Here is a 24,066-nt window from a genome sequence, read left to right on the forward strand (position 1 = left end):
GCGCGACCGCAACGACCCTGCGTCGCACGCGGTCGGCACGATGATTGTCGTTCGGGTAGGCATGCGTTCTTGACGAGCGAGGGAGACCGCCGGATGAGTACAGACCATCGCAACAACTATCCGAAGCTGCACAACGCGGCGTGGCCCGGCGTCGTGGGCAAGGGTGACGGCGGCGAACCGCCCATCGAGCTGGACACCATGCTCGATCTTACGGCGGGCGCCGAGGTGGACGGAGTCAAGTTCGACGGCTTCGATTTGTTCCTCTACCTGCCGCACATCGACATCGACTCCACCGTGCAAAGCGACGACGCGATCAAGCAACTGGCGGAGAAGGCCGAGAAACGCGGCCTGAAGATCGGCACGGTGGTAGCGCCGATCTGGCCTCCCACGGGCGGCGGGTCGGCCATGGGCGACCAGGCCGAGCGGGCGCGATTCCTCGATCAAGTCCGCAAAGGGTGCCGCGTGGCCCAGGTCTTGCGCGAATTGGGAGTTCGGCCCCACGGATGCGTGCGAATCGACTCGGCCTGCGGCGTCCACGACTGGTTGGCCGACCCCGAGGGGAATCAAAAGAAGATCGCCGAGACCTTCCGTCAAGCTTGCGACATCGCCGCCGATCATGGCGAAAAACTGGCCGCGGAGGGGGAAATCTGCTGGGGCGGTATGCACAGTTGGCGACGCATGATCCAACTCCTCGAGATGGTCAATCGACCGGATATCTTGGGCTTCCAGGCCGACATGGCTCACACCCTGCTGTACCTGCTGGGATACAACGCCCCCGAGGACGCCCTCTTGCCGCAGGATTTCGATTGGCAGGACGAGGGGCGATTCTACGCCGCGTACAAGCAATTGACCGACGCGCTCCGTCCGTGGACCGTCGACCTGCACATCGCTCAAAACGATTGCACGGTGCATGGGTCGGGGTCTCACGACAAGACCGGGCGGCATTGCCTGGCCACCGATCCCAACGGCAAGTTGGACATCCCCCGCGCCGCCGGCTATTGGCTCCGCGACGAATCGGGACAAATCACCAAGAAGATGCGCCACATCTGTTGGGACGGTTGCATGTTTCCTAACGCCGTGATGATGGACCCCAAGACTTGGAACGACATCCTTCGGGCCATGATTGCCGTGCGCGACGCTCACGGTTGGTACGAAGCGGAATGACCGCTCGCCGAACCCCGCGCTCGGCGAACGGATTGGAAATACGGACTTTGGATCAGCTTTTCCTTAGGAGGCATGCGCTATGGCGAAAGAGCTACGCATCGGCATGTTGGGCTGCGGTTTCATGGGCAAGGCGCACTCCAACGCCTGGTCTCAGGTCAGCCATTTCTTCGATCGAGAGCACAAACCGGTCCTCAAGGCGATTTACGGACGCAAGGAGGACATGGACAAGCTGGAACCGTTCGCTCGCCGCTGGGGTTACGAGTCGATCGAGACCGATTGGCGGGAGGTGATCGAACGCGATGACGTGGACCTCATCGACGTGTGCGTTCCCAACCACATGCATCACGATTGCGTGATCGCGGCGGCGGAGGCGGGCAAGATCATCGTTTGCGAAAAGCCGCTGGCCATGAACGCCAAGGAGGCGGAGGAAATGGTCGCCGCCGTGGAGAAGGCGGGCGTGCCCAACATGGTCTCCTTCAACTACCGCCGCGTCCCTGCCATCTCGCTGGCCAAACAGGTCATCGACGAGGGGCGGATCGGTCGGCCCTTCCACTATCGCGCCACCTACAACCAAGACTACACGATCTCCACCAAGGTACCCCAAGGCGGTTTGGCGCTCTGGCGGTTGGATGCCAAGGTGGCCGGTTCCGGCGTCACCGGCGATCTCTTGGCCCACTCCATCGACACGGCCGAATGGCTCAACGGTCCGATCCGAAAGGTCACCGCCTACACCGAGACCTTCGTCAAGGAACGGGTCCACGCCGAAACCGGCAAAGTCGAAAAGGTGGACATCGACGACGCCTGCATGTTTCTGGCGGTGTTCGAAAACGGATCGCTGGGGACGTTCGAAAGCACCCGCTACGCCCGGGGGCGCAAGAACTATAACACCCTGGAGGTCAACGGCGAGAACGGCGCCGTATTCTTCGACCTCGAGGATCCGCACATCCTGCAATACTTCCGCTACGCCGACCCGGACACCGGCAAAAAGATCGAGGACCACCTGACCGGTTGGCAGCGGATCCACGTAACCAATGCCGAACACCCCTACATGAAGAACTGGTGGGTGCCGGGGTGCACCATCGGTTACGAGCACACGTTCACCAACAGTTTCGCCGACTTTTTGGCGAGCCTGGAGGGCGGGCCCAAGTTCCAACCCGACATGCGTTCGGCTCTGCGCACGCAGCGCGTGTGCGACGCCGTCCTGCAAAGCGCTAAGGAAGGCCGCTGGGTCGAGATTCTCGACTGATCACGCGCCGAGCCCGTTCATCGCAACGAAACCCGGCCCGAAACACGCAAGGAGCGGAGAGCCGAATTCGGCTTCTCCGCTCCTTGTACATCCTCCTTAGGAGCGACGGGAAGATCAATTCCGCGATGTCGCTGCCGGATATCTAAATTGGGGAAGGCGTCAGGCGGGCTTTCGGCGTCGTCCGCGGGCGAACCAAACTAATCCCACGCCGCCCAGACCGAGCAGCAAAGCCGATGCCGGTTCGGGAATACACTCGGTCGCCACATGGAAGCGATCGATGAAGAAGTATCCGTCGCGAGGTACGTAGGGCAATTGAATCACGATCTCTTCCCAGATGGGGTTCGGTCGCAGTTCGAACCAGAGGTTCTGCCGCAAAAGACCGTCTTGATCGATCTGCCGCACCTCGCTCACCCAGTCCGCCTGCGGCAAATTCCCTTCCGAGTCGCCCACGAAAAACGTCACGGGGATGTTCGAGGACGACGCGATGAAGTCCCACTCGATCCAAATCCGCTTAACGGCCGTTACCGTCGGGATGTTGTCCAGGTGGAAGACGATTTGCCCGCCGGTCGGCACATTCCCGGATCGGTTGTCGATGCCGATTAATCCTTGGTAGGGCAACCCGCTGACCGAGGAATACCAGGTCATGCTCCCGCTCAAGTCCACGAAGTCGCTAGCTCGCAACCACGAATCGGCCGAGCCCTCGTAATGGGCGCCCGGCGTCCCGGCTGGGCTCGGCCCGCCTTCGGGATTCACGTCGAACTGCCAGTCGATGTTTCGTTGGTAGGGGAACCCGCCGGTCCAGGGTCGATGGTCTTGCGGGGACCATTCAAAGGGACTGGCGGCAGCCACCCCGGCCAGCAGGGCGAAAACGGCGAGCGAACCGAGTAGGCGTTTCATGGATGCGATCTCCTTTTCGGCGGTCGGCGCACGGATTCTCCTGCGCTCGTCCGATCGTATTTATGATACAGTCGGCAAGGTCGCTGTCAACAAAATTACCCGCAGAGTCATTGCAACCCGGCGTCCCTCCTAACCGTCCCAGTCGATCAAGGCCCTTCGTTCGGCCAAATCGACTTCCACCGTCGCATGGGCGAAGCGGCGGCGGTACATCCACCCGTCGTGGTCCGGCGGTCCCTGCGGCGGTCCCAGCGGGCGGGAAAGTTCCGGATAATCGATCAAGCAACCGTCATCCGCACGGTAGCCCCAGGCGTAGGCGAAGTAGGTGTGCGGTTCGGCGGCGATCAAAAAACAGGCCAGGGAAAAAGTGATTTTGTCTCGCGCCTCGGCGATCAGCCTCTCCCGCGGTTCCCGCATCTTCTCGGAATTGGTGAAAACGAACTGCGGGTCGGGCCAACCTTTGACGGCCACGATCTTCCCTCCTTGAGCGGCCCGGCGAATCGTCTCGAGATCGCGCTGAAGTGCCTCTTTCTCGCCGGAGCGAAAGATGCCGAAATGTTCGACCATGGCGCCGTCCGCGAAGGGCAAGTAGACTTCCCCGGTCGTATCCTCGGCGGTGCTCCGCAGGCCGTTGTACAGGAGGAGGGCGGATTCCCCCATGGCCGAGCGAGCACGTCGCATCATGTCGATTACCGCCTCGGTGAGTTGCGGCTCTTTGCCCTCTCCCCAGCCTTGCCGCATCCAGATCGGACGTTTCGCCTGATCCACCGCGTCCATGAAGATGCCGTCACAACCGTATTCCGTGACGGCGCGACCGGCAATGCCCGCCCACCATTCACGGAACGCCGGGTCCAGCAAGTTGTACTGTTCCAGTTTCCCGGTCTTGTAGATGGGATTGCCGTTACGATCGCGAAAGATCCATTCGGGATGCTGCGCAATCTCCCGGCACGCGTCATACAGCGGGTAATTGAGGAACGTGTTCCAGTAGAAAAGGACCTTCGCGTTCGGATTGACCGCTTTGATCCGTCGTGCGTCGTGTGCGATACCCTTCTCCGTCGATCCGAGGGCGCGAATCCCGTGCGCCTTCTCCAGGCAGATCAGATCGCATCGTTCCGCGACGAAACGGATCTCGGCATCGCTGAGCGGTCCCTCCGTTTTGCCGAAATGCAGATACGGCGGGACCCTCTCCCAAGAAAACCGCGGCAATCGGTTGCGGAAAGACTCCCGCTCGCTCGTCGGAGCCGAGGCGGCATCGCCCGCGACTCGCATCGCTGCGGATGCAACGGCAACTTGCAAAAACTGTCGTCGCTTCATGGGCATCGTTTCAGGTTACACGTCTCGAGACTTGACCGAACTCGAGCATGCGGTCGCATCGGGCACGCGGCGGCGCTCTCACTTCCGCTCGCCTTGGTACACACGCACGTAATCGACGTACATATCGATGACGCCGTGATACCGCGCAAGGTCCACCGGCCAACCGCCCCCCGTGGCCAGGTTGATGAAGAAAAACAGGGGTTCCTTCTTGCTTAACGGCATGGTGGGATGGCGCGCCACCTCGATGTTGTCGCAGTAATAAATCGTGTCCGTCTCCGTGATCTTGCAACCGTAGATGTGGAACGTCTCGAACCACGTCGAGGGGATGCCGAATTCGCTGAAGCGGACGGGAGAATACTTCTTGAAGAACGGATCGGCGATCGCCTTTTGGACGTCCGGTTGCCCCCAAGCATGCGCGGCGACCTGATACCCAAAGCCGAAGTTGGGATGCCCGGGACCTTCGCCCCCGTACGCTTCGATCACGTCCAGTTCGTCGCTCGGTCGGGTCTCGCCGCCCTTCCAACCGAGCATGTAGTTGGTCATCAACCAGAAGGCCGGCCAACTGCCGGGGGCGTTAGGTCCCAGAAAACGACACTCGAAATAGCACGGGGCCTGGGCGGTGACGCCGCTGCCGTCATTCTTGACGGACGATATCAGGCCCGAACTCCGCGACCGGTCGTCCGCCCGAATCCGCAGGTAGGTGTCCCGCTGAGCGAACGGATTCCGCGGCGACTCGTAGTCGCTGAACCTGTGAACGCTGAAATCCGTGCTCCCGTGCGGAGGCTTGTGGCTATAGTAGGCGGCTGATACATCCGTTGCCGAGATGGAAAGCGGCCCGGCGAAATCATCGGCGAACACCAGCCTCATGCCCTCGGCGGCGGGCGGCGGTCCCTCCGGCATCCCTTCGTTCCAAGACACACCGCCCACGTTATAGACTTGTAGATAACAATTGTCGCTCGCATCGCCTCCTCGGGCGCTGATCCGTAGCGTCAGGGGACCGTGCGGGTAGCGATCCGCAGGAAAAACGAACGAACCGTTGCCTTGCCCGTCCAAGGCGACAACGGCGACCGTGGAATCGGTACCGAAGCCCGGCCCTTGCTTCCAGCACTTCACCGTGACCGTGGTGTCGGGGAAGGCCGGGGCGGAAATCACCACCGGCGAGTCGCCCTTCACGTCCGCTCCATACTCCGGCGAGACCACCGAGACTTGCGGGACGGGCGGCGTCTTCTCCGCGCCTTTTTCGGAATCGACGCCCGGAACTTCGGAATGCAGTTCTCCCTCCGCAGCCAAGATCCGCGCGCCATCCACCAACCGGATGATCCATTCAGCCTGAATCGGTCGTCCCCAACCCAGCGAGAGCAATACCAGGAACCAGATCGAACCACGCATACGACGGCTTTCTCGGCACGCACGACTGACGGTCAAGAGACGGGCGAGCGTCCACGCCTTGCCGCCCAACTACCCGCAACGGTCGCCCCCGATTTTCACCGTGAGACAAGGGGCCGTCAATCAGCCGAAGGCATGGTTTGTCGCAAGTGAATCAAGATGCCCCTTGGGGCGTGAATAGAAATGTCCCTACGAGTTCCCGGAACGGAGGACCGTATGGAGACAACACCGATGAGCGCGAAAGAGCAAGCGAGACTCGAGTTTTTCGGCCGGGTGAAGGCGGGAGATGTCACGCTGGTGAAGGCCGGCGAGATTCTGGGGATGAGTCATCGCCGGGCCAAGCGTTCGTGGGCGTGATATCCGATTTGCGTGGCGGCACGGCAACTGTGGCGGGCGTTTCGGCTTGGGAAAAGCGAGGCGGTGATGTCTGGGAGGCCGAGGAGGGATGGCCGCCCGAATCGGGCGACTCCGCTGCGGACTCGCTCCGCCGCCCGATTCGGCAGTCCCTGGAAACCCTAGCAAGGGACATTTCGATTTGTGAGAATCAGGATTAGGGAGCATTTTTCTTCGCGGGTAACACCGACGCAGCGGGGCCGGGCGGAATGTCCGCCAACGTGGCTCGGTGCAGCCAAGCACGCTATTTCGACGCCGACGGCCCCCGATTGACAGTTCGCTCGCGGCGCTCAAAAATGCGACGTTTTGTATTGATTACCGTCCGGACGCATTCTTGCGGTACGGTTCGCGCGGACTTGCCGGCATCCTGCCGGGCTTCTCCCACGACGGTCACTCGATGCCGCATCGGTATGAGGCGGTTAAGGTACGCCCGGACACGTCGTTTCAGTCCCTGCTTCACGTCGTTGGTTCACGTGTTCACTTTTGGAGGAAACCCCATGACCGATTCGGCCACCTACGCGTCGCTCCAACAATTCCTTGAAAAGGTCTTGGCCCGGGACCCCGGACAACCCGAGTTCCACCAAGCGGTGACCGAGGTCTTCGAGAGCCTGTGGCCCTTCCTGGAAGAGAACCCGAAGTACAAGGAGCGGGCCCTGCTGGAACGGATGGTGGAACCGGAGCGGGTCATCCATTTCCGCGTGTCGTGGGTGGACGATCAAGGCCGTGTGCACGTGAACCGGGGCTTCCGCGTGCAGATGAATAGCGCGATCGGTCCCTACAAGGGCGGCTTGCGGTTTCACCCCTCGGTCAACCTGGGGATTTTGAAGTTCTTGGCCTTCGAGCAGGTCTTCAAGAATTCCTTGACCACCCTTCCCATGGGCGGCGGCAAGGGCGGTTCGGACTTCGATCCTAAGGGACGTAGCGACGACGAAGTGATGCGGTTCTGCCAAGCCTTCATGTCGGAATTGTTCCGTCATATCGGTCCCGATTTGGACGTGCCCGCGGGCGACATCGGCGTCGGCGGTCGCGAAATCGGCTTCCTCTTCGGCATGTACCGAAAACTGCGGAACGAATTCAGCGGCACGTTGACGGGTAAGGGCTTGAGCTACGGCGGAAGCCTGATTCGTCCCGAGGCCACCGGCTACGGCCTGGTCTACTTCGTCCAGGAAATGCTGAAGACTCGCGGGCGTTCGCTGGAAGGATTGCGGGTCACCATTTCAGGCTCCGGCAACGTGGCCCAATACGCGGCCGAGCGGGCGATGGGCTATGGGGCCCAAGTCATCAGTTTCTCCGACTCCGACGGCAGCGTTTACAACCCCAAGGGCTTTACCACCGAGCAGTTGAATCTGCTGATGGAGGTCAAGAACGTCCGCCGCGCCCGGATCAAGGTCTTTGCCGAAGAAACCGGCCTGCAATACTTCCCGGGTGCTCGACCCTGGCAATTCCCCTGCGATGTGGCCTTGCCCTGCGCCACGCAAAACGAGATCGACGAGCAGGACGCTCGCACGCTGCTGAAAAACGGTTGCTTCTGCGTCGGCGAAGGGGCCAACATGCCGTCCACGCTGGACGCCGTCAAGGTCTTCCAAGAGGCGAAGATCCTCTATGCGCCGGGTAAGGCCTCCAACGCGGGCGGCGTCGCCGTCAGCGGCTTGGAAATGAGCCAAAACTCCATGCGGCAGTTCTGGTCCCGCGAGGAAGTCGATGCCCGACTGAAGGACATCATGATCCGCATCCACGATTCGTGCACGCAGTACGGGCGCAAGGGCGAATATACCGATTACGTGGCCGGCGCCAATATCGCAGGCTTCGTGAAGGTCGCGGACGCCATGATCGCCCAGGGCGTCGTTTGATACTCGCCCAAGCGTTGCACTGCGCGGACGCCTTTTGTGCCGCACGTGCGTCCACGGCAATACCCCACGCCGCCGGCTTACACCGGCGGCGTTCGTTTGAAGGGCCGGCGCGCTCGTTCACCATACAACGGCACGACCTCGTGGAACGCAAGGCCGACGAACGTCCGGGCACGGCTTAGCGGCGGACCTGCTTTCGCAGGGCGTGCCCGATGGGATGGTGCGGGCCAAGTACCGCCCGATGCCCTACCCGATCCGCAGGGACCGCTTCGCCCCCAACCTCGCCCTTGTGCACCGAACGGCCGACTGCAACCCATGGTCAGTCCATTTATTCTGTTGTAACGCTAGTTTTCTTCGCCTACAATGATAGCCTCGTAGTCCGCACGGCGTAATACCGTATCATAAAGCCCGACGTCTTCCCCTTCATGCCTATTGATACCGGTATAGACAAGGCTGGGGTCTTCGTAGCGCTTATATTTATACACCGCATCGTTCATCAGGGCGCTGTTGAACACCCCCAGGCTGACGAGCAACTCACAATCCTTCACCGTCAACCCGGTGACTTTCTTAAACAATCCCGGCTCCAGTTGCGTGATCACATCACGGAGGGTCCTTTCCCGGTAATCTGTCAGATACATAAAGATAGGGATCCGCGTGGCAAACTTGATGAGCTTTTCCTGAATCTGTTTCCGTTTGCTCTTGGATTCCTTTTCTTCCTCGGTCAGTTCGCGTTTTTCTTTGGCTGAAAGCTCTCTATCGTTAGCTTCTTTCTTCAGCCTTTTCACGGCTTCGGATTTGTTGATGATGGTCTCGATATCTTGATTGAGGTTCCGGAACCCTTCGATGCTCATCAGCGCTTTCATCGCTTGTTCATTGTTCATCAGCCGTCGCAAGGTGTCGTTGTCCACGTTCACCAGCAGGGCGCTCTCCCAACGGCGAGCGAGTAGGGTGGCAGTCGTGCCGCTCATGGCCATATCGAGCACGCCCGCGGCGTCAATCTGTTTCATGGAACTGCCATCATAGGCCAGCACCGGCAGGAAATGGATGAATTCCTCGACCTTCTTCTCCGGGTCATCCTCGTTGACGTTCAGGCTGCAACTGTAATCGGCGATCTGGCGAAGGGCGCGATCCGGCGCAAAGTCAAAGACGTAGCACTCTTCTTTGAGGATCAACTCCTCATTGGGTGAGGTTCCGTCAGGATTCTTGATTGTCCACGGATTCTGCACGCGAAAAGCGGCCTGAAAGTAGGTCTCCGGGCTGGAAGAGTTGCGCAGCATGAAGATTCCCGTCCAGGGCCGAACGGTAACGCCTGTGGTCAGTTTGCCGCAGGTCAGGGTGATGGTTTTCGTCTTGAGGGGATCGCCCATGGCCTCCAGAACCGGCGGCAACGCATGCACCCCTATGCCTGCCGCAGCACCGGCGGCAACGATGACTTTGTAATCGTGGTAAAACTTGTTTTGCCTCTTTGCCAGCAAATTACGCATGGCGTAACAGGAAGCCACGCTCGGCAGAAACCACAGGGTATGAGAAAGCACACTCAACAGCCGCACATCCGAATAGGGCAGCGGCGGCTTCTGCGCGCCCAGCCTTAGGTTATCCAAACTCGTGGGAAGATAGGCGCCTCGAATCAGATCCAACCACTTCTGGACCTCATCTTCATACTTGAACCTCGCCTGGTCGGCGACGCCTTCGGCCGAAAAGAACACGTTCAGGTCGAACTCGTTGAACTCGCCCTTCATCGCCACTTCGCGGATGGCGTCCGGCAATTGATAGGTCATCAGCACCATGCGCGGCAGAGCGGCATAGGGGTTGTCCGGCCCTTGCCACTCTTCTTTGGCCTTCTGCTCATCGGAATAGGTCCAGTTGTAAATCTGTTCTTCGATGAACTCACCGGTAGCGATGGCGCGAAACGGGGTGCCGGAAAGGTACAAATAGTGATCGGACGTAATCGGCAGAATGTCTTCATCGAAATAGTCAATGGCGTCGCCTTCCGCCGCTTTGCGTTCCGCTTCATCTTCCGCTTCAAACAGGTCCTTGGCTCTTTCTCGCCAGGCGCCGAAGTGATATTCATCGAAGATCACGCAGTCCCAGTGGGTGGCGTGGACCCATTCGTTTTTGGTTTTGATGCCGCCAGTGCTCGGGTTGCGGCCGAGGTAGTCCTGAAAGGAACCGAAGCAGACGATAGGTTTTTTCTTGTCCGCCTGTTCATAGGTCAGCCCGCCGGGTTTGATGAACTGCCAGCCCTGAAAATCCACGTGGCAGCGTACATCTTCTTCCCAGGCACTTTGCACCGCGGGCTTGAAGGTGAGCACCAGAATCTTCTTCCAGCCCATGCGTTTGGCGAGTTGATAAGCGGCAAAGGTCTTGCCGAAGCGCATCTTACAGTTCCACAGGAAATGGGGCGGCTTGTTGTTTTCCCGGCGGTAGCTCTTAAAGTAGGCCATGGTCTTTTCCACCGCCGCCTCTTGCTCCGGCCGCATGGCGAAGTTGAGCGAACGCTGCACCTCAAACAGTTGTCGTTCGTGGACGGCGTGGATGGCCGCCTTGACCTTCTCCACGGTGCAACGGAACCATTCCCCGCCGGCCTGTGGAATACCGTTGATGCGCAGCATCCGGTGCACGTCATGGTCGGTGAACCCTGTGCCGTCGCTGCGGATGGCCGGCTCTTCCAGCACGATGCGATAGGGCCGTTCCCCCGGCCTGAAGGTGGGATACTGCTGTTTGACCCGTTCCTGCACACTTTGGGTGGTGTAGCCGATCTTGAGCAGGCCGGCATACTGCGGGTTCGTGTCCTCGTAGGCGTAAATTTTCGGCTCGACCTTGGGGCGGGGAGGGAAGAAGTTGCTACTCATCGGCGGACTCCATAGGGCGGATTTTCGACTCGATAAAGGTGATTTCTTCCTCCGTAAGCCCATATCGCTTGTAAAGCATTTCGTCACTCCATTCGGTGTCCATGTCGAGAATAGGGACAAAAGCGTAAGCATCTTTTGTGATGTGATGCGAATACATGAACTGAGACACCAGGAAACGGAATAGCCTAGTCTTCATGTAAGCGACTAAATTCTCAGCGTGTTTTCGGGAATCGTAAGCACCAACTACCAAATACGTTTCAGTACAGATTGTCCCTGGTGGTAGGATGTCAATTTTGGAAAAGACTCTTCTCTTTCCGTCCGGCCCAGGATTTCCAGCGTGGTCATAGCCTACGTAGGATGTAATCACCTTCCACTTATCAATCATCGCCACGCCCACTTTAATCTCTTCTCGCGGGTAAGGCCCTTCGCCATTTTGCCAGCGCAAGATGAGGTCGCCAGATTTTTGTGGACGAGCATATGTACGCAATCCGAAAGGTTTGCTATTGGATACCTGCTCGCTCATGCTCCTTTCCTGCTTAGCGAGCACCTTGCGCACTATGGCCACAGCCTGACTATGGCGGATGAAGGTGGGGAATTCATTGAGGCTTCGGACCGACACGACCTTTTCGCCCTTATGCACATTGGTCACTTCACAGGGTCCGCGGGAGTCTCGTTCCCAGAGGAAATAACATACACCGCCGGCAATATCTACTCCCGGAAATACTTCCGAAGCATCCTCGAAATCAACCAATTTGCGAATGCGATCATCGTTAAGCATTTCGGCTCTGAAGGCATCCAGGCCCTTTCCACCTGCAAACCAGCAGGAAGGAATAATCATTGTCAGGTAGCGGGGGTTGATCTTCTTCGCCTGATGGACGAACTTGTTGTAAATCGGTGTTGCACTCCTTCCAAACCCCCCATCACTCAACTGATACGGCGGATTGCCGATGATGACATCGAATTTCATATTAAAAATCTCCTCCGGGTTTTCGGTGTGGATAAACTCATAAGCGTGGGTTTCCAGTTCCTCGCCGCGGGCGTAGTTTGCTTCGTTAGCGCCGCAAAAGACGCACCGGCCGTCTTTCCAGGTGTGCTCGGTGCGGCGGTAGCGGATATTGCCTTCGGGTGTGTCAAAAGTCGTGCAGACCGAATACTCGCCATTGGCGGTCTTGGAGCAGTAGAGGGTGCGCCGTGCGATCAAGGCCGTCAGCTCGGTGATGGCGATGCCAAAAAGTTGGTTCTTCATGATGTGGTTGATGCGTTCCCGGCGATCGGGGATTCGGGCCTCCAATCCCTTATCGAGCCGTTTGGCGATCTCGCGCAGGAATACGCCGGACTTGCACGCCGGATCGAGAAAACGGGCTTCCGGGTTACTCCAGAGATCAGCCGGCAGAAGGTCCAACATCTGGTTTGCCAGTTGGGGCGGGGTAAAGACCTCGTCGCTGGAAAGATTGGCCAGGCACGAGAGCACGTCCGGGTTGTAACTAGTCATCGTAGGCATGGGCCACCTCTAGGAAATGCACCGGCGGATACTCTTTGACAGGTTCAGGGATAAAGGCTTCCTCGCCGAGGTCGGAAAAGAGCGGGAGATCCCGCATAGCCCCCTGGCCGACCAACGCGTGGAAAGCAAAGTCCCGCCGTTTCATCAGGCTGCCGTTGACCAGCGACCATTCGGGAAAGACGATCGGCTGCGGATTTTCTCCCACGGTTTGCAACATGAGCGCGTCGCCGTGGACGATGTTTTTTGTCAGGATGTACCGAACCGCTTCCCGGCACTGTGATTTCGCCTTGTCTTTGAAGAGCCGCGTATAGGCTTCATCAAAAACGGCAAACAGCCGCTGCCGGCACTCTTCAGCGTTATCTTCCAGGATATCAATACCGTAGATCGAAGAAACGGCCAGGATGGCGTAGCGCTCGTATTCCACTTGGCTCTTGGCATAGCGCGATTCCACCACCCGTAGCTTTCGGTTCAAAACCTCGACGAGAAAATTGCCCGTGCCGCAGGCCGGTTCCAGGAAGCGCGAATCAATCCGCTCGGTCTCATTCTTGACGAGGTCGAGCATGGCGTTGACGATATGCTGCGGCGTCAACACTTCGCCGAAATCGGTTACGCGCCGTTTTGACTTCACATGGGGATTCATAGATGGTGGGTGTGCCCTTGGATACGATCAAGTTCTTTATCGAAGCTTTCCACGTATCACGCTTTAGGCTGCAAGGTTGTCAACCTATCGCGCCGGAAGCCGATCGTCTAAGTCGCAATGTAGCCTTAGGCTGTTTCGTTGTGAAGCCGCTCGCTGGGTGTTAGGCTGTTTCCGCCCGGCGCTCCATGGGGCCGCGCGAAGGCGGCGTCAAACGATTGTCGGTCGATTCGCACGTCGGAACGAGACGGCGATCCGATCGATGCGAGGGCGGGCCTAATTTTCACGAAGCAGGACGGTTTGCGGGGGCAGCAGGGCATCGCAGGCATCGGTTCGCAGGGCGGCTTGAAACCCCGGTCGCAAGCTACCCGAGGCCCAACGTCCGTCCGGCGTGACGGCCAAGAAGGCGGTCTGCTGCTGGGGCTGAGGGCGGCAACTCCGGGCGATGCGATCCAGGGTCGCCGCGATCGCCGCTTGCGGAGTCGCCCCGCGACGTATCTCCTCGATGATAAGGAAGGCTCCGCATACCCGACTGATCAGTTCGCCGTGTCCCGTGCCGACTGCGGCGCCGACGTCGGGATCGACGTACAGGCCGTGCCCCACGATCGGGGAATCGCCGACTCGGCCGGGGAGTTTGAAGGCCAGGCCGCTGGTCGAGCATCCGCCCGCCAAACGCCCGTCCGCCAAGCGAACCAGCACGCCCACGGTGTCGTGATCCTCCGCGGCTTGATGGCGCGTGACGCGATCGGTCGGCTTGCCCGGGTTCTCTCGGCGATACTCCTCCCAGCGTGCTCGGGCGGCGGGCGTGAGGAGTTCTTGGGGCGCAAAACCCTCTTGCCTCGCGAAGTCTTCGGCTTTCGGGCCGACCAAGAGGACGTGCGGGGTCTTTTCCATGACGCGGCGCGCCACGGAGATCGGGTGAGGAAAGCCCCGCAGACAAGCGACGCCGCCGCACCGGGTCGGCGATTCCATGATCACGGCGTCCAAGGTCACCTCGCCCGCCGCGTCGGGCAGGCCGCCGTAGCCCACGCTGGTGACCTCGGGGTCGGCCTCCACGGCCCTGCAACCGGCCTCCACCGCGTCCAAGGCGTCGGCGTCGGGACGAGTCAGCACCTCCCAGGCGGCGCGATTGGCCGTCTTGCCGAAATGCCACGTGCTGAGAACCAAATGCCCCGCGATCGTGCCGTTCTCGGTATGGGTGTTTCCCGTTGCCATGCGAGGTCCCTAATCGTCCGAAAAGGCTGCCGCCTCTTGTGGTTCGGGTCGGGCCGAGGTCTGCGACTCCTCGTCCGTCGCCAGGTAGAAAGCGTCCACGGCACGGATCAGCGCTTGCATGTCCGGCGCGGCGGAAACCTGCGTCCGCAAGAGTTTCGCGCCCGGTCGTCCCAGGCAAAACCGGCAGACGTACTTCCGCATCAGAATCACGGCGTGATGGTCGTCGAATTGTTCCAGCAGCGAACGGCAGAGGTCGAGCAGCAGATTCCGCTGTTCCTCGGGGGAAGGCTCGGGCGGAATGGGCCGCCCGGCCAAGGCCGCCGCGGCCTGAGCAAACAGCCACGGTCGCGTGACGGCGGCACGGCCGATCATCACGCCGTCCACCGGAAAGCGCCGCAAGGCCGCCACCGCCTCTTGCCACGTTCGGATGTCGCCGTTGCCGATGAGGGGGATGTGGCGCAGGCGCGACTTGATGGCGGCCATCCGCTCCCAGTCGGCGCTGCCGCGATATTTTTGCTGCGCGGTTCGGGCATGGACGAAGACGGCGGTCGCACCGGCCTGCTCCAATACCGCCGCCGTCTCCGGGGCATTGACGGTGTTGTCCGTCCAGCCCAATCGGATCTTGGCGGTCACCGGCACGGGCGCCGCGCGGCGGACCACCGCCGCCGTCAGTTCGCCCACCTTGTCCGGGAACTGCAAGAGAAAGGCGCCGCACGAGACGCGATGCGTGATCTCCTCGGCGGGGCAACCGAAGTTGATGTCCAGCGTGGTGGGGTGAAACTCGTCCACGATGCGGGCGGCCACCTCGCCCAATTGGACCGGATCGTTGTCCCAAATTTGCACCGCCAAGGGGCGCGGCTCTTCGCGGACTCCCCACAATCGCTCCGGATAGCTTTGTTTGCGGGCATCGATTTCCAGGAATCCGCGGGCGCTGACCATCTCGGTGCACGGCAACCCCACGCCGCCCAATTTGCGGAGCAATTGGCGGAGCGCGTAATTGGTATAGCCCGCCATCGGGGCTTGAAACAGCGGCGGGGAAATCGTCAGGTCGCCCAAGCGGACGGACCGCTCCGCCGATGCATCGTCACCGTGCCATTCGCGATCGTTCGTGGCGGCGTCGCGGAGGACCGAGAAGCCATCATGCCTGCAAACCGAGGTTTCGCTCATGATACTGCGATGAGGGATTTACCTTGCGAAAGACTCCAGCGGGTTCGGCGAATGCGTCGGGCAAGCCAAGTCGGCCGCTTAGTTCCCAGCGGCACCGATCGGCAGCGACGAGCGGAAAAGGCGCGATCTCGCCCGTCACGCCTCCGCCGCCCCCAGCGCGCCGAGCAGCACGTCGGGGGCCAAGTCGGGGTAGGCCGTCAAAACGTAATCCGCGATGCAACTATTGTACGCCTGAACCGCCGCCGCGTACCGCAGGATTTCTCGAAACTCGGCGTCGGCGACCTCCAGAACGTCGCCTAAAGGGCCCGTCCCTTGCGCGAACCGGCGTTCCGCCGCGCGGCGGGCCTCGTCCCATGCCACCGCCGCCCGGATCGGATAAGTCAAGGTTTGATAGTTTCCGTCGAGTTGCGCCAAATAGGTTTGAATGTCGGGTCGGGTGCGGACGACGGCGGGCAACGCTTCGGCACGTGCCTCGTACCGACCGACGAACGGGACGCCGGCGGGGATGGGCAGGACGTCGGAGTCGCGACCTGCCACGGCGGCCAATCGAAAGGCCGCCTCGATCAGGCGGCGGTGGGCATTTTCCAAGCCGGCATCGGCCGCCGTCCGCGCGGCTTGCAATTCCAGCATGGCCGGGGCGCCGCCGGGCTGAGACCATTGCTGGAGCGCGGGCGGGAAAAGCTCCGCCAGAAGGATCGTCTGCTGCATCCAGGCCACGTACTCGGCCTTGCGAGCGGCGGTTTCCCAGTACGCCGATAGCAAATCCCGCCGCCGCACCGTCGGACACGCCCGCAACAGATTCGCCAACTTCGCCGCCTCCGCCTGGGGTGGAAGAATCTTGCGGCCGAACAGTGCTGCGGACAAACGCCGACTTTGCTCCGCCGGCGGCAGCGACGCCAACGCGGGCAGACTATCCGTCGGCAAGGCCGGGTCGCTCGCGGCGTCTTGAGCGCTCGCCGGTTCGCCGTCCGGCGCAGCGTAGCGCTGAACACGGCGAACGACTCCGCTACCGGAATACGCAGTTACCGGAACCAGCGGCGGCGCCCCTCCGCCATCCGAATCCGAAAGGTACGTCGCCGCAGCGGCGGTCGAATTCGCGGAGAGATCGGCAAGCGCGGTCGGGGACGTTTCAGACTCGGGAGCCGACATCGGCTGCCAACCCGAAGCGGACCTTCCGGCGTCTTCCGGGGGCGCTTGCAGGCTGGTGGCGCCGGGCACCGAGAAAGGGGCGGGCGGAAGGCCGGGGGATTCCGTGGAGGGGGCCGGGACGTCCGGGATGGGGCTGGGCGGATTGCTGGGAGCAGGGATCGAGGCCGGACCCGGCGGTTCGGGCGGGGCGGGCGTCGGGTTTGTACCAGTGCCGGACGGTTGTGACGCGGAGGGCGGACCGGGCGGCGTTCCCGCGCCGCTCGCGGAAGGTTCCGCCGGGGTCCAACCGCCCGTGTTGGCAGGCGAAACCCCGCTGCCCGGCGAACTCCCGGTCGAGGTTCCCGGCGAGGCCGCCGGCGCGGAGGCGTCGTTCGTGCTTTTCGATTGAGAATCCTCCCCGCCGGATGACGTTGCGGCGGTCTCGATCAGCATGCCCACGTATTGCGCGGCGGTCAAATCGGCCGGCGCAACCCGCGATGCGAAGTCCAGGACGGCCGAGTTGTAATCCTCCGCCGCGGCGAAGAAGGCGATTTCCTCCTCCCAGAGGAGCTTCCAAACTCGGAACAGGGCGGGACCCACGGGGCTGCCGGCCAGGTACGCTTCCCGATAGGCCGACCAGGCATCTTCCGCCGCCTGCGCCGCCGCATGGTGCAGGACCATGGTCTGCCGCCGCAGGGGCAACGTGCGATCGAGCATCCTCAACTCCCAGGCGGTCGCCTGAAAGGGCATGAGCCGATCCAAATAGGTCCGATAACCGCCGGTGTGCGGGATGTCGTTGGGAAACGGCAACCCTTGTTCGACGGGCATTCCCATGCTCGCGGCAAGGCGATATTGGGCCGTCTTCAACGCGACATTGGCCTGCTGCAAAACGGCTTCGGCCTGCGCGGCGAGCCCCTGCAAGACCGGCCCATCGGCGGGGGCGGCCTGAATCGACTGAAGGCGATCGATGGCCTCTTGGGCTGCCGCCACCTCGCCCGCCGCTCGAACCGTCCGCCAGTACGCCGTGACGATTTCCGCCCTTTTGCCGCTACTCGTCGCACCGCTTACGGCGGCGGTCAGCGAACGCGGGAGCGAACCGGCGGGCAACGTCGTCCGCAAGACCTCGCGGAGGCGGCGATCCATGGATTCGCGGAGTTGGCTTTGCTCCTCGGCGCGGTTTTCGGCGGCGGGCGGCGATTGCGAATCCGCGGGCGACGCGGCCTGCCATCCCGGCAGCACGCCCGCCCAGAGAATCGCGGGCAAAACAACGACCGACGTCAGCGGTCGCAGGTCGGGCGTCTTCATGGCGGAACTCCCTTCTTCGGTCCTCAGGGCGGCGGCACTCCGCCGAAGGCCTATTCAGCGATGCTTCTTGTCCGGTTCATCTCCAGAATCCCGGTTTCCATCGCTACCAATATCGCCCTTTTGGTCGCGATTGAAAACCGCCTGCGGCGGGTCGCGAAGACGGCGCCGCGCTAACACGGAACGTGCGAGGTGGGGAAGGCGATTCCGTTCGTCGCGCGCAAGCGGGGTACCGGCGCGCGGGAAACAACCGCAATACGGCCTTCCGCATCATGCCGCCAGCCATACGCTAGGGCGAGGAGGCCGGTATCTCCACGGCGAACATCGCCATGATGACCGGCATCAAGGTGACCTCGCCTTGCTCGCCTAATCGGACTTCCGCCGCCTGAGACGTGGTCAAACCGGCCACCAATAGCCGGGCCTGTACGCTGGTGGCGAAGTCGGGTCGCGTGCGGAGGAGCAGTTGCCGATTCTCTCCCCAAGCTACCACCACGGCGCCGGGGGGCAAGGCGGTGACCGTCCCCACCAAAACGACGCCCTGCTGGGGCGAGGTCAAGCGTTCCTCCGCGAAGGCGTTGAAACGCCGCGCCAGATCGTCGTCGATCTCTTGAGGATCCAAGCCCGCGAAGAGGTTGTCGGCCTCCGTCGCCGCCTGATCGATCACTTGGGGAGGGACGCCCGGCGGAATCTCGCCGCGTATTTGCAGATACTTGACGATGTTGGCCAGCCTGGCCCACTCGGCCAAGATGTCGTATTCCTGGGTGTTTTGCGGAGCCCAACTCATAGCGGCGGCCTTCTCCCACAAGGGGCGTAAGAGGCGGGTGTCCACGACCTGTTCGGGCGGGACGGCCTGCGGTCGGATCGAAGGGGCGGGCGGAAGCGGACGCACTTCGTCCCCCGCCGCCTGGACGGTTTCGCGAAGGTATCGCACGTGCGAGGCGAAGCCGTACTCGGCCAGGCGGTGCACGAAGGTGTTGACTCCCAGCACGCGTCCCGACCCGTCCAATAGCGGACCTCCGCTGTTGCCGGGCGAAATCTTGGCGTCGTGCTGAATCCAGATCATGTTTTGCGGGGCATGAATTTGGGCCACGATGTGCTGGGGAAAGTTTTGCAGCAACTCGGCCGTGGTCAGAATGCGACTGACGATGCCGCGCGACAGAGAAAAATCGACGTTGTACGGGTGGCCCAGCGAGTAGATCTCCGTGCCAATTTCCGGCATGCGATCGTAGCCGATGTCGAGGACCGTCAAACGCACCGGCAGTTCGGCCAGTTGCAGGATGGCCAAATCGTACCGCGGCGTTTCGGCCACGACTCCTTGAAGGCGATAAGTTCTGCCGTCGGAGAAACGGACTTGAGCGCGATCGTTGATCTGCTCGATGAGGTGATAATTGGTGGCGATCCAACCGCGGGCATCGACGACGAAGCCCGTCCCGGATTGAATGACCGTGCCGCCGTCCACGGGGACTTCGATCTTGACGACGCCTTCCCGAGCCTGGATCAGCGTTTTGGCGACGACCGGTTGGTGGGGCGACCAATGGAGCGGGGGCGGGGCTTGGGAATTGCCGCGACCAGACGCGGTCGGAACGGTACCGGAGGCGCCCGCCGCGCCGCGGTCGGACCACCAATTCCATCCCACCCAAAGACTCAGCAGGGCCGCCGCCAATCCGCCCGCAAAACCGCCGATCAACAACCACAGCGGTCGCTTGTCGGAGCGATTCTCCGCGCTTGCCCGACCGCGTCGGCGATAGCGATTCAGGACGGGATCGTCGTTCAGACCGATAGCAGGGGCCGAAACATCGGTCGAAGGAGGAGCGGTTGGTGAGTCGACAACGTTCGTCGCAGCGGAAGCTTCCGCCGGTTTGCCCGGAGCGTCGCCTTCGACGGGCGTGGAAGAAGCGACCTTACGGGCCGCGAGCGTGAAGGATCGCCCGCAGCGGGTACAGCGGATGCGCGCTCCCGGGACGCGATCGCCCTCGGGAAGCGGTTCCCCGCAATGGTTGCATCGCCATGCCTCGACCATCGTGCCGTACCATCCTCCGCGAACCCGACTTTTAGCCTAACGCGCGGGAGAGACGGACGCGAGGCTTAGGCGAACGAAGCCTCCGCGAAGGCGAATTTTTTCTCCGTGTCATGAGTCGCCGGCCCCCCAGGACAGCGTGGCGGGAGGCGACGGATTGCGTGCCTCCGGGTTCATCCACCTCGGGCTGGCGCCCGAGGCTCGCGCTTGAGCATCGGTTTCGCCGATGGCGCACCACGAACACCGCCGGCTTACGCCGGCGGCTCACGCTGCCGCATTGCGCAATGCGCACCGTGGAGCCACCAGCTCGCATTGGGAGTCACCAGGTGGCACCTTAGAGCCACCGGCTCGCACCCTGGAGCCATCAGATCACCTTGGAGCCACCAGCGCGCACCCTGGAGCCACCAGCGTAAGCTGGTGGTGAATCCGCCGCCGAACCGCCCTCGCCAGCCGTTGACGGTAGCACCGCCGAGGAAATGCTACTCCTTTTCGTAGTGCTCCACCAACGGCCAGTATTTGGCGAAGTCGAAGTCCGGGCTGTTGTCCAGATCGTGGCAGTTGCGGCAGGAATGGGCCTCCGAGGTCTCGGCCTCCTCCTTGGTGACGATCATGGCCTGCGCCGCCCGCTGCTGCCGGGCGACGTCGCTTCCCATTTCGGCGGCCACGTGTTCACTGCCCGGTCCGTGACACGATTCGCAGCCTACGTCGATCAGCTTGGGGGTGCGGTCCTGGGACAGGAATCCCGATTCGTAGGGAAAGTAGCGCGTGGGGTGCCACCCCGTCACGTGACAACTGATGCATTCCGGATCGTGGGTGCGGGGAGGATCCAGTCGAGCCAAAGTCTCCCAGGCCTTGGCGTGTCCGGACTTGCGCCAGATGTCGTAAGACTTTTCGTGACAGTTGGCACACTTCTCGGAGCCTACGAATTCGCCTTGCACTTCGCGGCGCGGATGCGGAACGGAGCGGATCTCAAGCCCGTCCAACCCCAAGGCCTCCAGTTGGCTCTGATAGTTGACCATCACTTGTTTCATCTCGGGGGAGTCGGGATAGCGCGAATCGAGGATTACCCGTTGATAGACGATCGGGTTTTGCGGATCGTTGAAAATGCCCAGCACGACCGCCGCCATGCCTTTTTCTCCCACGTGGACCAGCATGGTTCGGGTGCCGGGTACGAACTGCGGCGACCCCGGCGGTTCCGCCGGACCGTCGGAACTGACCACGACCTGGAATTGCGGGAAGCGCCGGGCCAGGTTCAGCACCTCGTCCTCTTTCGCATAGGCCAACAGGATTCGCAAATCGGCTTCCTGCTCGAGTTCCGGTACGATCTCGGCGAGCGATTCCTCGGGCTCCTTGAAGGCGATGTCGTTGTTGTGGATTTCCTCGTAATATTCCTTCCCCAGTACGGAGGTGATGCCCACGCGAATGCCGTTGCGTTCCAAGATGATCCGCCGGGCGGTCCACTGATCGGCATCGAAGGCGAAGAGGGCGGTGTTGGCCGAGACGAACCGACTCGCCTTGTCGTCGCCCGTCGCAATCAGCGAAAGAAGCAACGTGGCGGGGAGACGCAGGTCGTTCTTTCCCAGATTGACGGCGTCGTAGTCGATTTGCTTCAACGCGTCCAAGATCATCTGGAACTTGATTTCGGTCTGCTTCCCGAAGCCCTTGATGAATCCGCCGACATCCACGGCGACGACGGGCCAACCCTGCTCGCGAAGTTGCCGGATCATCGTGTGGCGGCGACTGAGTCCGCCTTTCATCCGTTCCTTGCCCGCGCAACCGCAAGGCTCGAAATAGCCGTCTTGGCGACCCGTGATGACCAGGGCCAACTCGGGTTTACTCCACCCGACGAAAAACTCCCCGTTCTCGGCGATGGGATCGAAGGGCGGCCGCTCCAGGCGACGCTCCTCCTTCTTGCCGGAGGTCGCCGTGCTTGCCGGTGTGGCAGCGGGACGCGAGAGCGACCCCGGCGTTTCGGTGACTGCCGAAGGGGGGGCCGCGGTAGCAGCGGTTTGGGCGGGGGGAATCGGCGTTGCAGCGGCGGATGGCAGCGCAGCGGGCGGCGTCCCTCGTCGTAGCGGGTTGGGCAGACCTTCCGTTGTCGCCGTCGGCGGGACCGCATCGGCAAGCGGCGGAGGATTCTCGGTCGCAGCACCTTCCGAAGGCATCGCGGCGCCTGCGGACTCAGGGGCGGCGCTCATAGTCGCGTCGGGACTTGCCGGGGGCGCCGGTTCGGCGAAGGGGGCGGGAGCGGGCGGAATCGGCGACGCCGCCTCGGAAGTTGCCGGTGCGGCGACCGGGGCGTCCGGCGCAATCCAGGGTGTTCCCGGGATCGGGGTCCCCGATGCAACGGGCGCGGTTTGAGCGGGCGCGGCGGGCACGCCGTCCGCTTGCAGGGGCGGGTTGATCCAAGGCGAAGCCGTTTCCGCCGGTTCCGCGGTCGGGTTGGTCGTATCCTCCGTCGGGGCGTTGGAAGCATTGGGAGAGGCCGCCTCCACCGCCGGAGCTTGCCCGCGGTCGGCCTTGGCGACATCCTCGCTCGCCCCATTCGGTTTAGCGCAACCGGCCCAAGCCAAGCCGAGGATTACGCAGGCTGAAATTAGCAGGCCGAATCGATACGGGCGCGATTGAGTGGCGCCTCTACGGCGATTCCGCGTTTCGGATGCGATCATGATGAGGACGTGCGCTGGCATCGTGCAGAGACTCCGTTCCCGCGTCTCGCGCCGCCGCGATTGAGGTCCGGCAAACCGCTGCGTCTTAGGGTGTCGATCGGGATCAATCGACCGCGAGACGCAGGAGGACTTTGATCTCCGGTGCGGCGGGGTGATTGGTTTTCAGGATGATCTTTCCCAGTTCCTCTTCGGAATCGCCGAAATAATTGGCCGGACCGGACCCCGCCGGGATCGTAATCACGATCGGAATCAGGACCGATTCCCCCGTTCGAACCGCTTCCTCTTGACGCACCTGGACCTGAACGAAATTCGGAACGGTCCGCACCGGTTCGACTTCCGGAGTTTGCCCCGGCAAGACGGGCAACCGTAGCATGATTCGGGTTTGGGAACCGCTGTCGCGTTGGATTCGTCCCAGGTGCAGGATTCCACGTTGGGCGTTCCATCCGCTGCCGATGATGCCGTACTCGCTTTCGACCCGACCTTGTACCGGGACTTCCAGGGGCGCGATATCGCTTTGATCGGTGGTTATGCGGATTTTCTGCTGAAACGGTCCAATGGGCAAGCCCGGTTTTACGCGAACCACGATCCGATAGCCCCCGGTCGCCCCAGGTTCTCCGCTCAGTTCGGACGGAGTCAGGGGCGTATGGGATAGTTCAAGGAACGGCAGCGTGTCGTTACCCACCTCCTCGAATCGGATGTCCGTGATTGTGACGGGTTGCCGCCGAAAGATCACTACCCGAACTTCGCCCACCGCTTCCTGATTCCGGAGGATGCGACTGAAGACCAACTCCGCCGGGACTACCCGAATGGAACGCTCCACGTTCGCCTTGATCTTGAGGATCACGCGGGGATTTCGCGGATCGTTGGTCACCAGCGAGGCATGTTGCGACACCGGTCCGAAGTATTCATGTGCGTCGAACTGGATCGCGATCTTGATGCCCTCTTGCGGTTGAAGCGTGGCCTGCGAGAAATCCAGGACCGTGCACCGGCACGAACTGTCGCCGACGCGGAGCGTTAGCGGTGCATCACCCACGTTCCGGATCATAAACTCGTGGCGGTACTTGCCCTCCGACTCGATCGAGCCGAAGTCATATTCCATCTCAGAGACCTCGACGCGCGGCTGGGCGCCGCCCGGTTGAGCGGTTGCGGGCGCCGGGCCACCGTCGCTGAATGCCACGGAGATCGCCTCGGACGGTGTGATGCCGACCAAGGGGCGGCCCGACCAAGGAAGATGACGGACCTGGTAATAAGCGACCGCCATGCCGGAGACCACTCCCAAAGCCGCGACCACCAAAGCGAAGATTACGCCGGAGTACCGATGCATCGACAAAGAC

17 protein-coding genes are annotated in these 24,066 nt (G+C 61.8%); 5 read left to right on the plus strand and 12 right to left on the minus strand.

The window, feature by feature from the left end; genetic code table 11:
- Positions 1-93 precede the first annotated feature (93 nt).
- Positions 94-1,164, plus strand: coding sequence for a sugar phosphate isomerase/epimerase family protein (locus ACYQ6J_RS16890; protein WP_460185368.1), 1,071 nt, complete (start codon positions 94-96; stop codon positions 1,162-1,164).
- Positions 1,165-1,243: 79 nt separating this feature from the next.
- Positions 1,244-2,410: a Gfo/Idh/MocA family protein gene (locus tag ACYQ6J_RS16895; RefSeq protein ID WP_460185369.1), complete on the plus strand. Its 1,167-nt coding sequence runs from the start codon at positions 1,244-1,246 to the stop codon at positions 2,408-2,410.
- Between the two features lie 159 nt (positions 2,411-2,569).
- On the opposite strand, the gene ACYQ6J_RS16900 is transcribed toward ACYQ6J_RS16895, so the two are convergent.
- From ACYQ6J_RS16900 to ACYQ6J_RS16910, 3 genes are all read right to left on the minus strand, one after another.
- On the minus strand, positions 2,570-3,307 hold the full coding sequence (locus ACYQ6J_RS16900) for a PEP-CTERM sorting domain-containing protein (RefSeq protein WP_460185370.1): 738 nt from the start codon (positions 3,305-3,307) through the stop codon (positions 2,570-2,572).
- Positions 3,308-3,436: 129 nt separating this feature from the next.
- Positions 3,437-4,618: a putative glycoside hydrolase gene (locus ACYQ6J_RS16905; RefSeq protein ID WP_460185371.1), complete on the minus strand. Its 1,182-nt coding sequence runs from the start codon at positions 4,616-4,618 to the stop codon at positions 3,437-3,439.
- A gap of 78 nt (positions 4,619-4,696) precedes the next feature.
- Positions 4,697-6,007, minus strand: coding sequence for a glycoside hydrolase family 16 protein (locus ACYQ6J_RS16910; RefSeq protein WP_460185372.1), 1,311 nt, complete (start codon positions 6,005-6,007; stop codon positions 4,697-4,699).
- 228 nt (positions 6,008-6,235) lie between these two features.
- On the opposite strand from ACYQ6J_RS16910, the gene ACYQ6J_RS16915 reads away from it, so the two are divergent.
- The 3 genes from ACYQ6J_RS16915 (at position 6,236) to gdhA (ending at position 8,247) form a co-directional block, all read left to right on the plus strand.
- The gene (locus ACYQ6J_RS16915) at positions 6,236-6,361 is read left to right on the plus strand and encodes a hypothetical protein (protein ID WP_460185373.1); all 126 of its coding nucleotides are present in this window, start codon (positions 6,236-6,238) and stop codon (positions 6,359-6,361) included.
- Positions 6,358-6,558: a hypothetical protein gene (locus ACYQ6J_RS16920; protein WP_460185374.1), complete on the plus strand. Its 201-nt coding sequence runs from the start codon at positions 6,358-6,360 to the stop codon at positions 6,556-6,558. Before ACYQ6J_RS16915 ends, ACYQ6J_RS16920 begins: the two co-directional genes overlap by 4 nt.
- A 336-nt stretch (positions 6,559-6,894) precedes the next feature.
- Positions 6,895-8,247, plus strand: a complete 1,353-nt coding sequence (gene gdhA, locus ACYQ6J_RS16925) for an NADP-specific glutamate dehydrogenase (protein ID WP_460185375.1) — start codon at positions 6,895-6,897, stop codon at positions 8,245-8,247.
- Positions 8,248-8,588: 341 nt separating this feature from the next.
- On the opposite strand, the gene ACYQ6J_RS16930 is transcribed toward gdhA, so the two are convergent.
- The 9 genes from ACYQ6J_RS16930 to ACYQ6J_RS16970 form a co-directional block, all read right to left on the minus strand.
- Positions 8,589-11,096 carry a GIY-YIG nuclease family protein gene (locus ACYQ6J_RS16930; RefSeq protein WP_460185376.1) on the minus strand — a complete coding sequence of 836 codons (2,508 nt, stop codon included), beginning with the start codon at positions 11,094-11,096 and terminating at the stop codon, positions 8,589-8,591.
- The gene (locus ACYQ6J_RS16935) at positions 11,089-12,597 is read right to left on the minus strand and encodes an Eco57I restriction-modification methylase domain-containing protein (RefSeq protein WP_460185377.1); all 1,509 of its coding nucleotides are present in this window, start codon (positions 12,595-12,597) and stop codon (positions 11,089-11,091) included. The genes ACYQ6J_RS16930 and ACYQ6J_RS16935 overlap by 8 nt, the downstream gene beginning before the upstream one ends.
- On the minus strand, positions 12,581-13,225 hold the full coding sequence (locus tag ACYQ6J_RS16940; RefSeq protein WP_460185378.1) for a DNA methyltransferase: 645 nt from the start codon (positions 13,223-13,225) through the stop codon (positions 12,581-12,583). Before ACYQ6J_RS16940 ends, ACYQ6J_RS16935 begins: the two co-directional genes overlap by 17 nt.
- Before the next feature lie 285 nt (positions 13,226-13,510).
- Positions 13,511-14,449 (minus strand): glycosylasparaginase, encoded by a 939-nt coding sequence (locus tag ACYQ6J_RS16945; RefSeq protein ID WP_460185379.1) that lies wholly within the window; start codon positions 14,447-14,449, stop codon positions 13,511-13,513.
- A gap of 9 nt (positions 14,450-14,458) precedes the next feature.
- Entirely contained in the window at positions 14,459-15,616 is a 1,158-nt protein-coding gene (locus tag ACYQ6J_RS16950) for a tRNA dihydrouridine synthase (protein WP_460185380.1), read from the minus strand.
- Positions 15,617-15,751: 135 nt separating this feature from the next.
- Positions 15,752-18,049, minus strand: a complete 2,298-nt coding sequence (locus ACYQ6J_RS16955) for a hypothetical protein (protein WP_460185381.1) — start codon at positions 18,047-18,049, stop codon at positions 15,752-15,754.
- A gap of 286 nt (positions 18,050-18,335) precedes the next feature.
- Positions 18,336-20,066: a S1C family serine protease gene (locus ACYQ6J_RS16960; protein WP_460185382.1), complete on the minus strand. Its 1,731-nt coding sequence runs from the start codon at positions 20,064-20,066 to the stop codon at positions 18,336-18,338.
- A 476-nt stretch (positions 20,067-20,542) separates the two neighbouring features.
- The gene (locus ACYQ6J_RS16965) at positions 20,543-22,753 is read right to left on the minus strand and encodes a multiheme c-type cytochrome (protein WP_460185383.1); all 2,211 of its coding nucleotides are present in this window, start codon (positions 22,751-22,753) and stop codon (positions 20,543-20,545) included.
- 82 nt (positions 22,754-22,835) lie between these two features.
- Positions 22,836-24,056 (minus strand): DUF1573 domain-containing protein, encoded by a 1,221-nt coding sequence (locus ACYQ6J_RS16970; RefSeq protein ID WP_460185384.1) that lies wholly within the window; start codon positions 24,054-24,056, stop codon positions 22,836-22,838.
- Positions 24,057-24,066 lie beyond the last annotated feature (10 nt).

The organism is Thermopirellula anaerolimosa, from assembly GCF_054657335.1.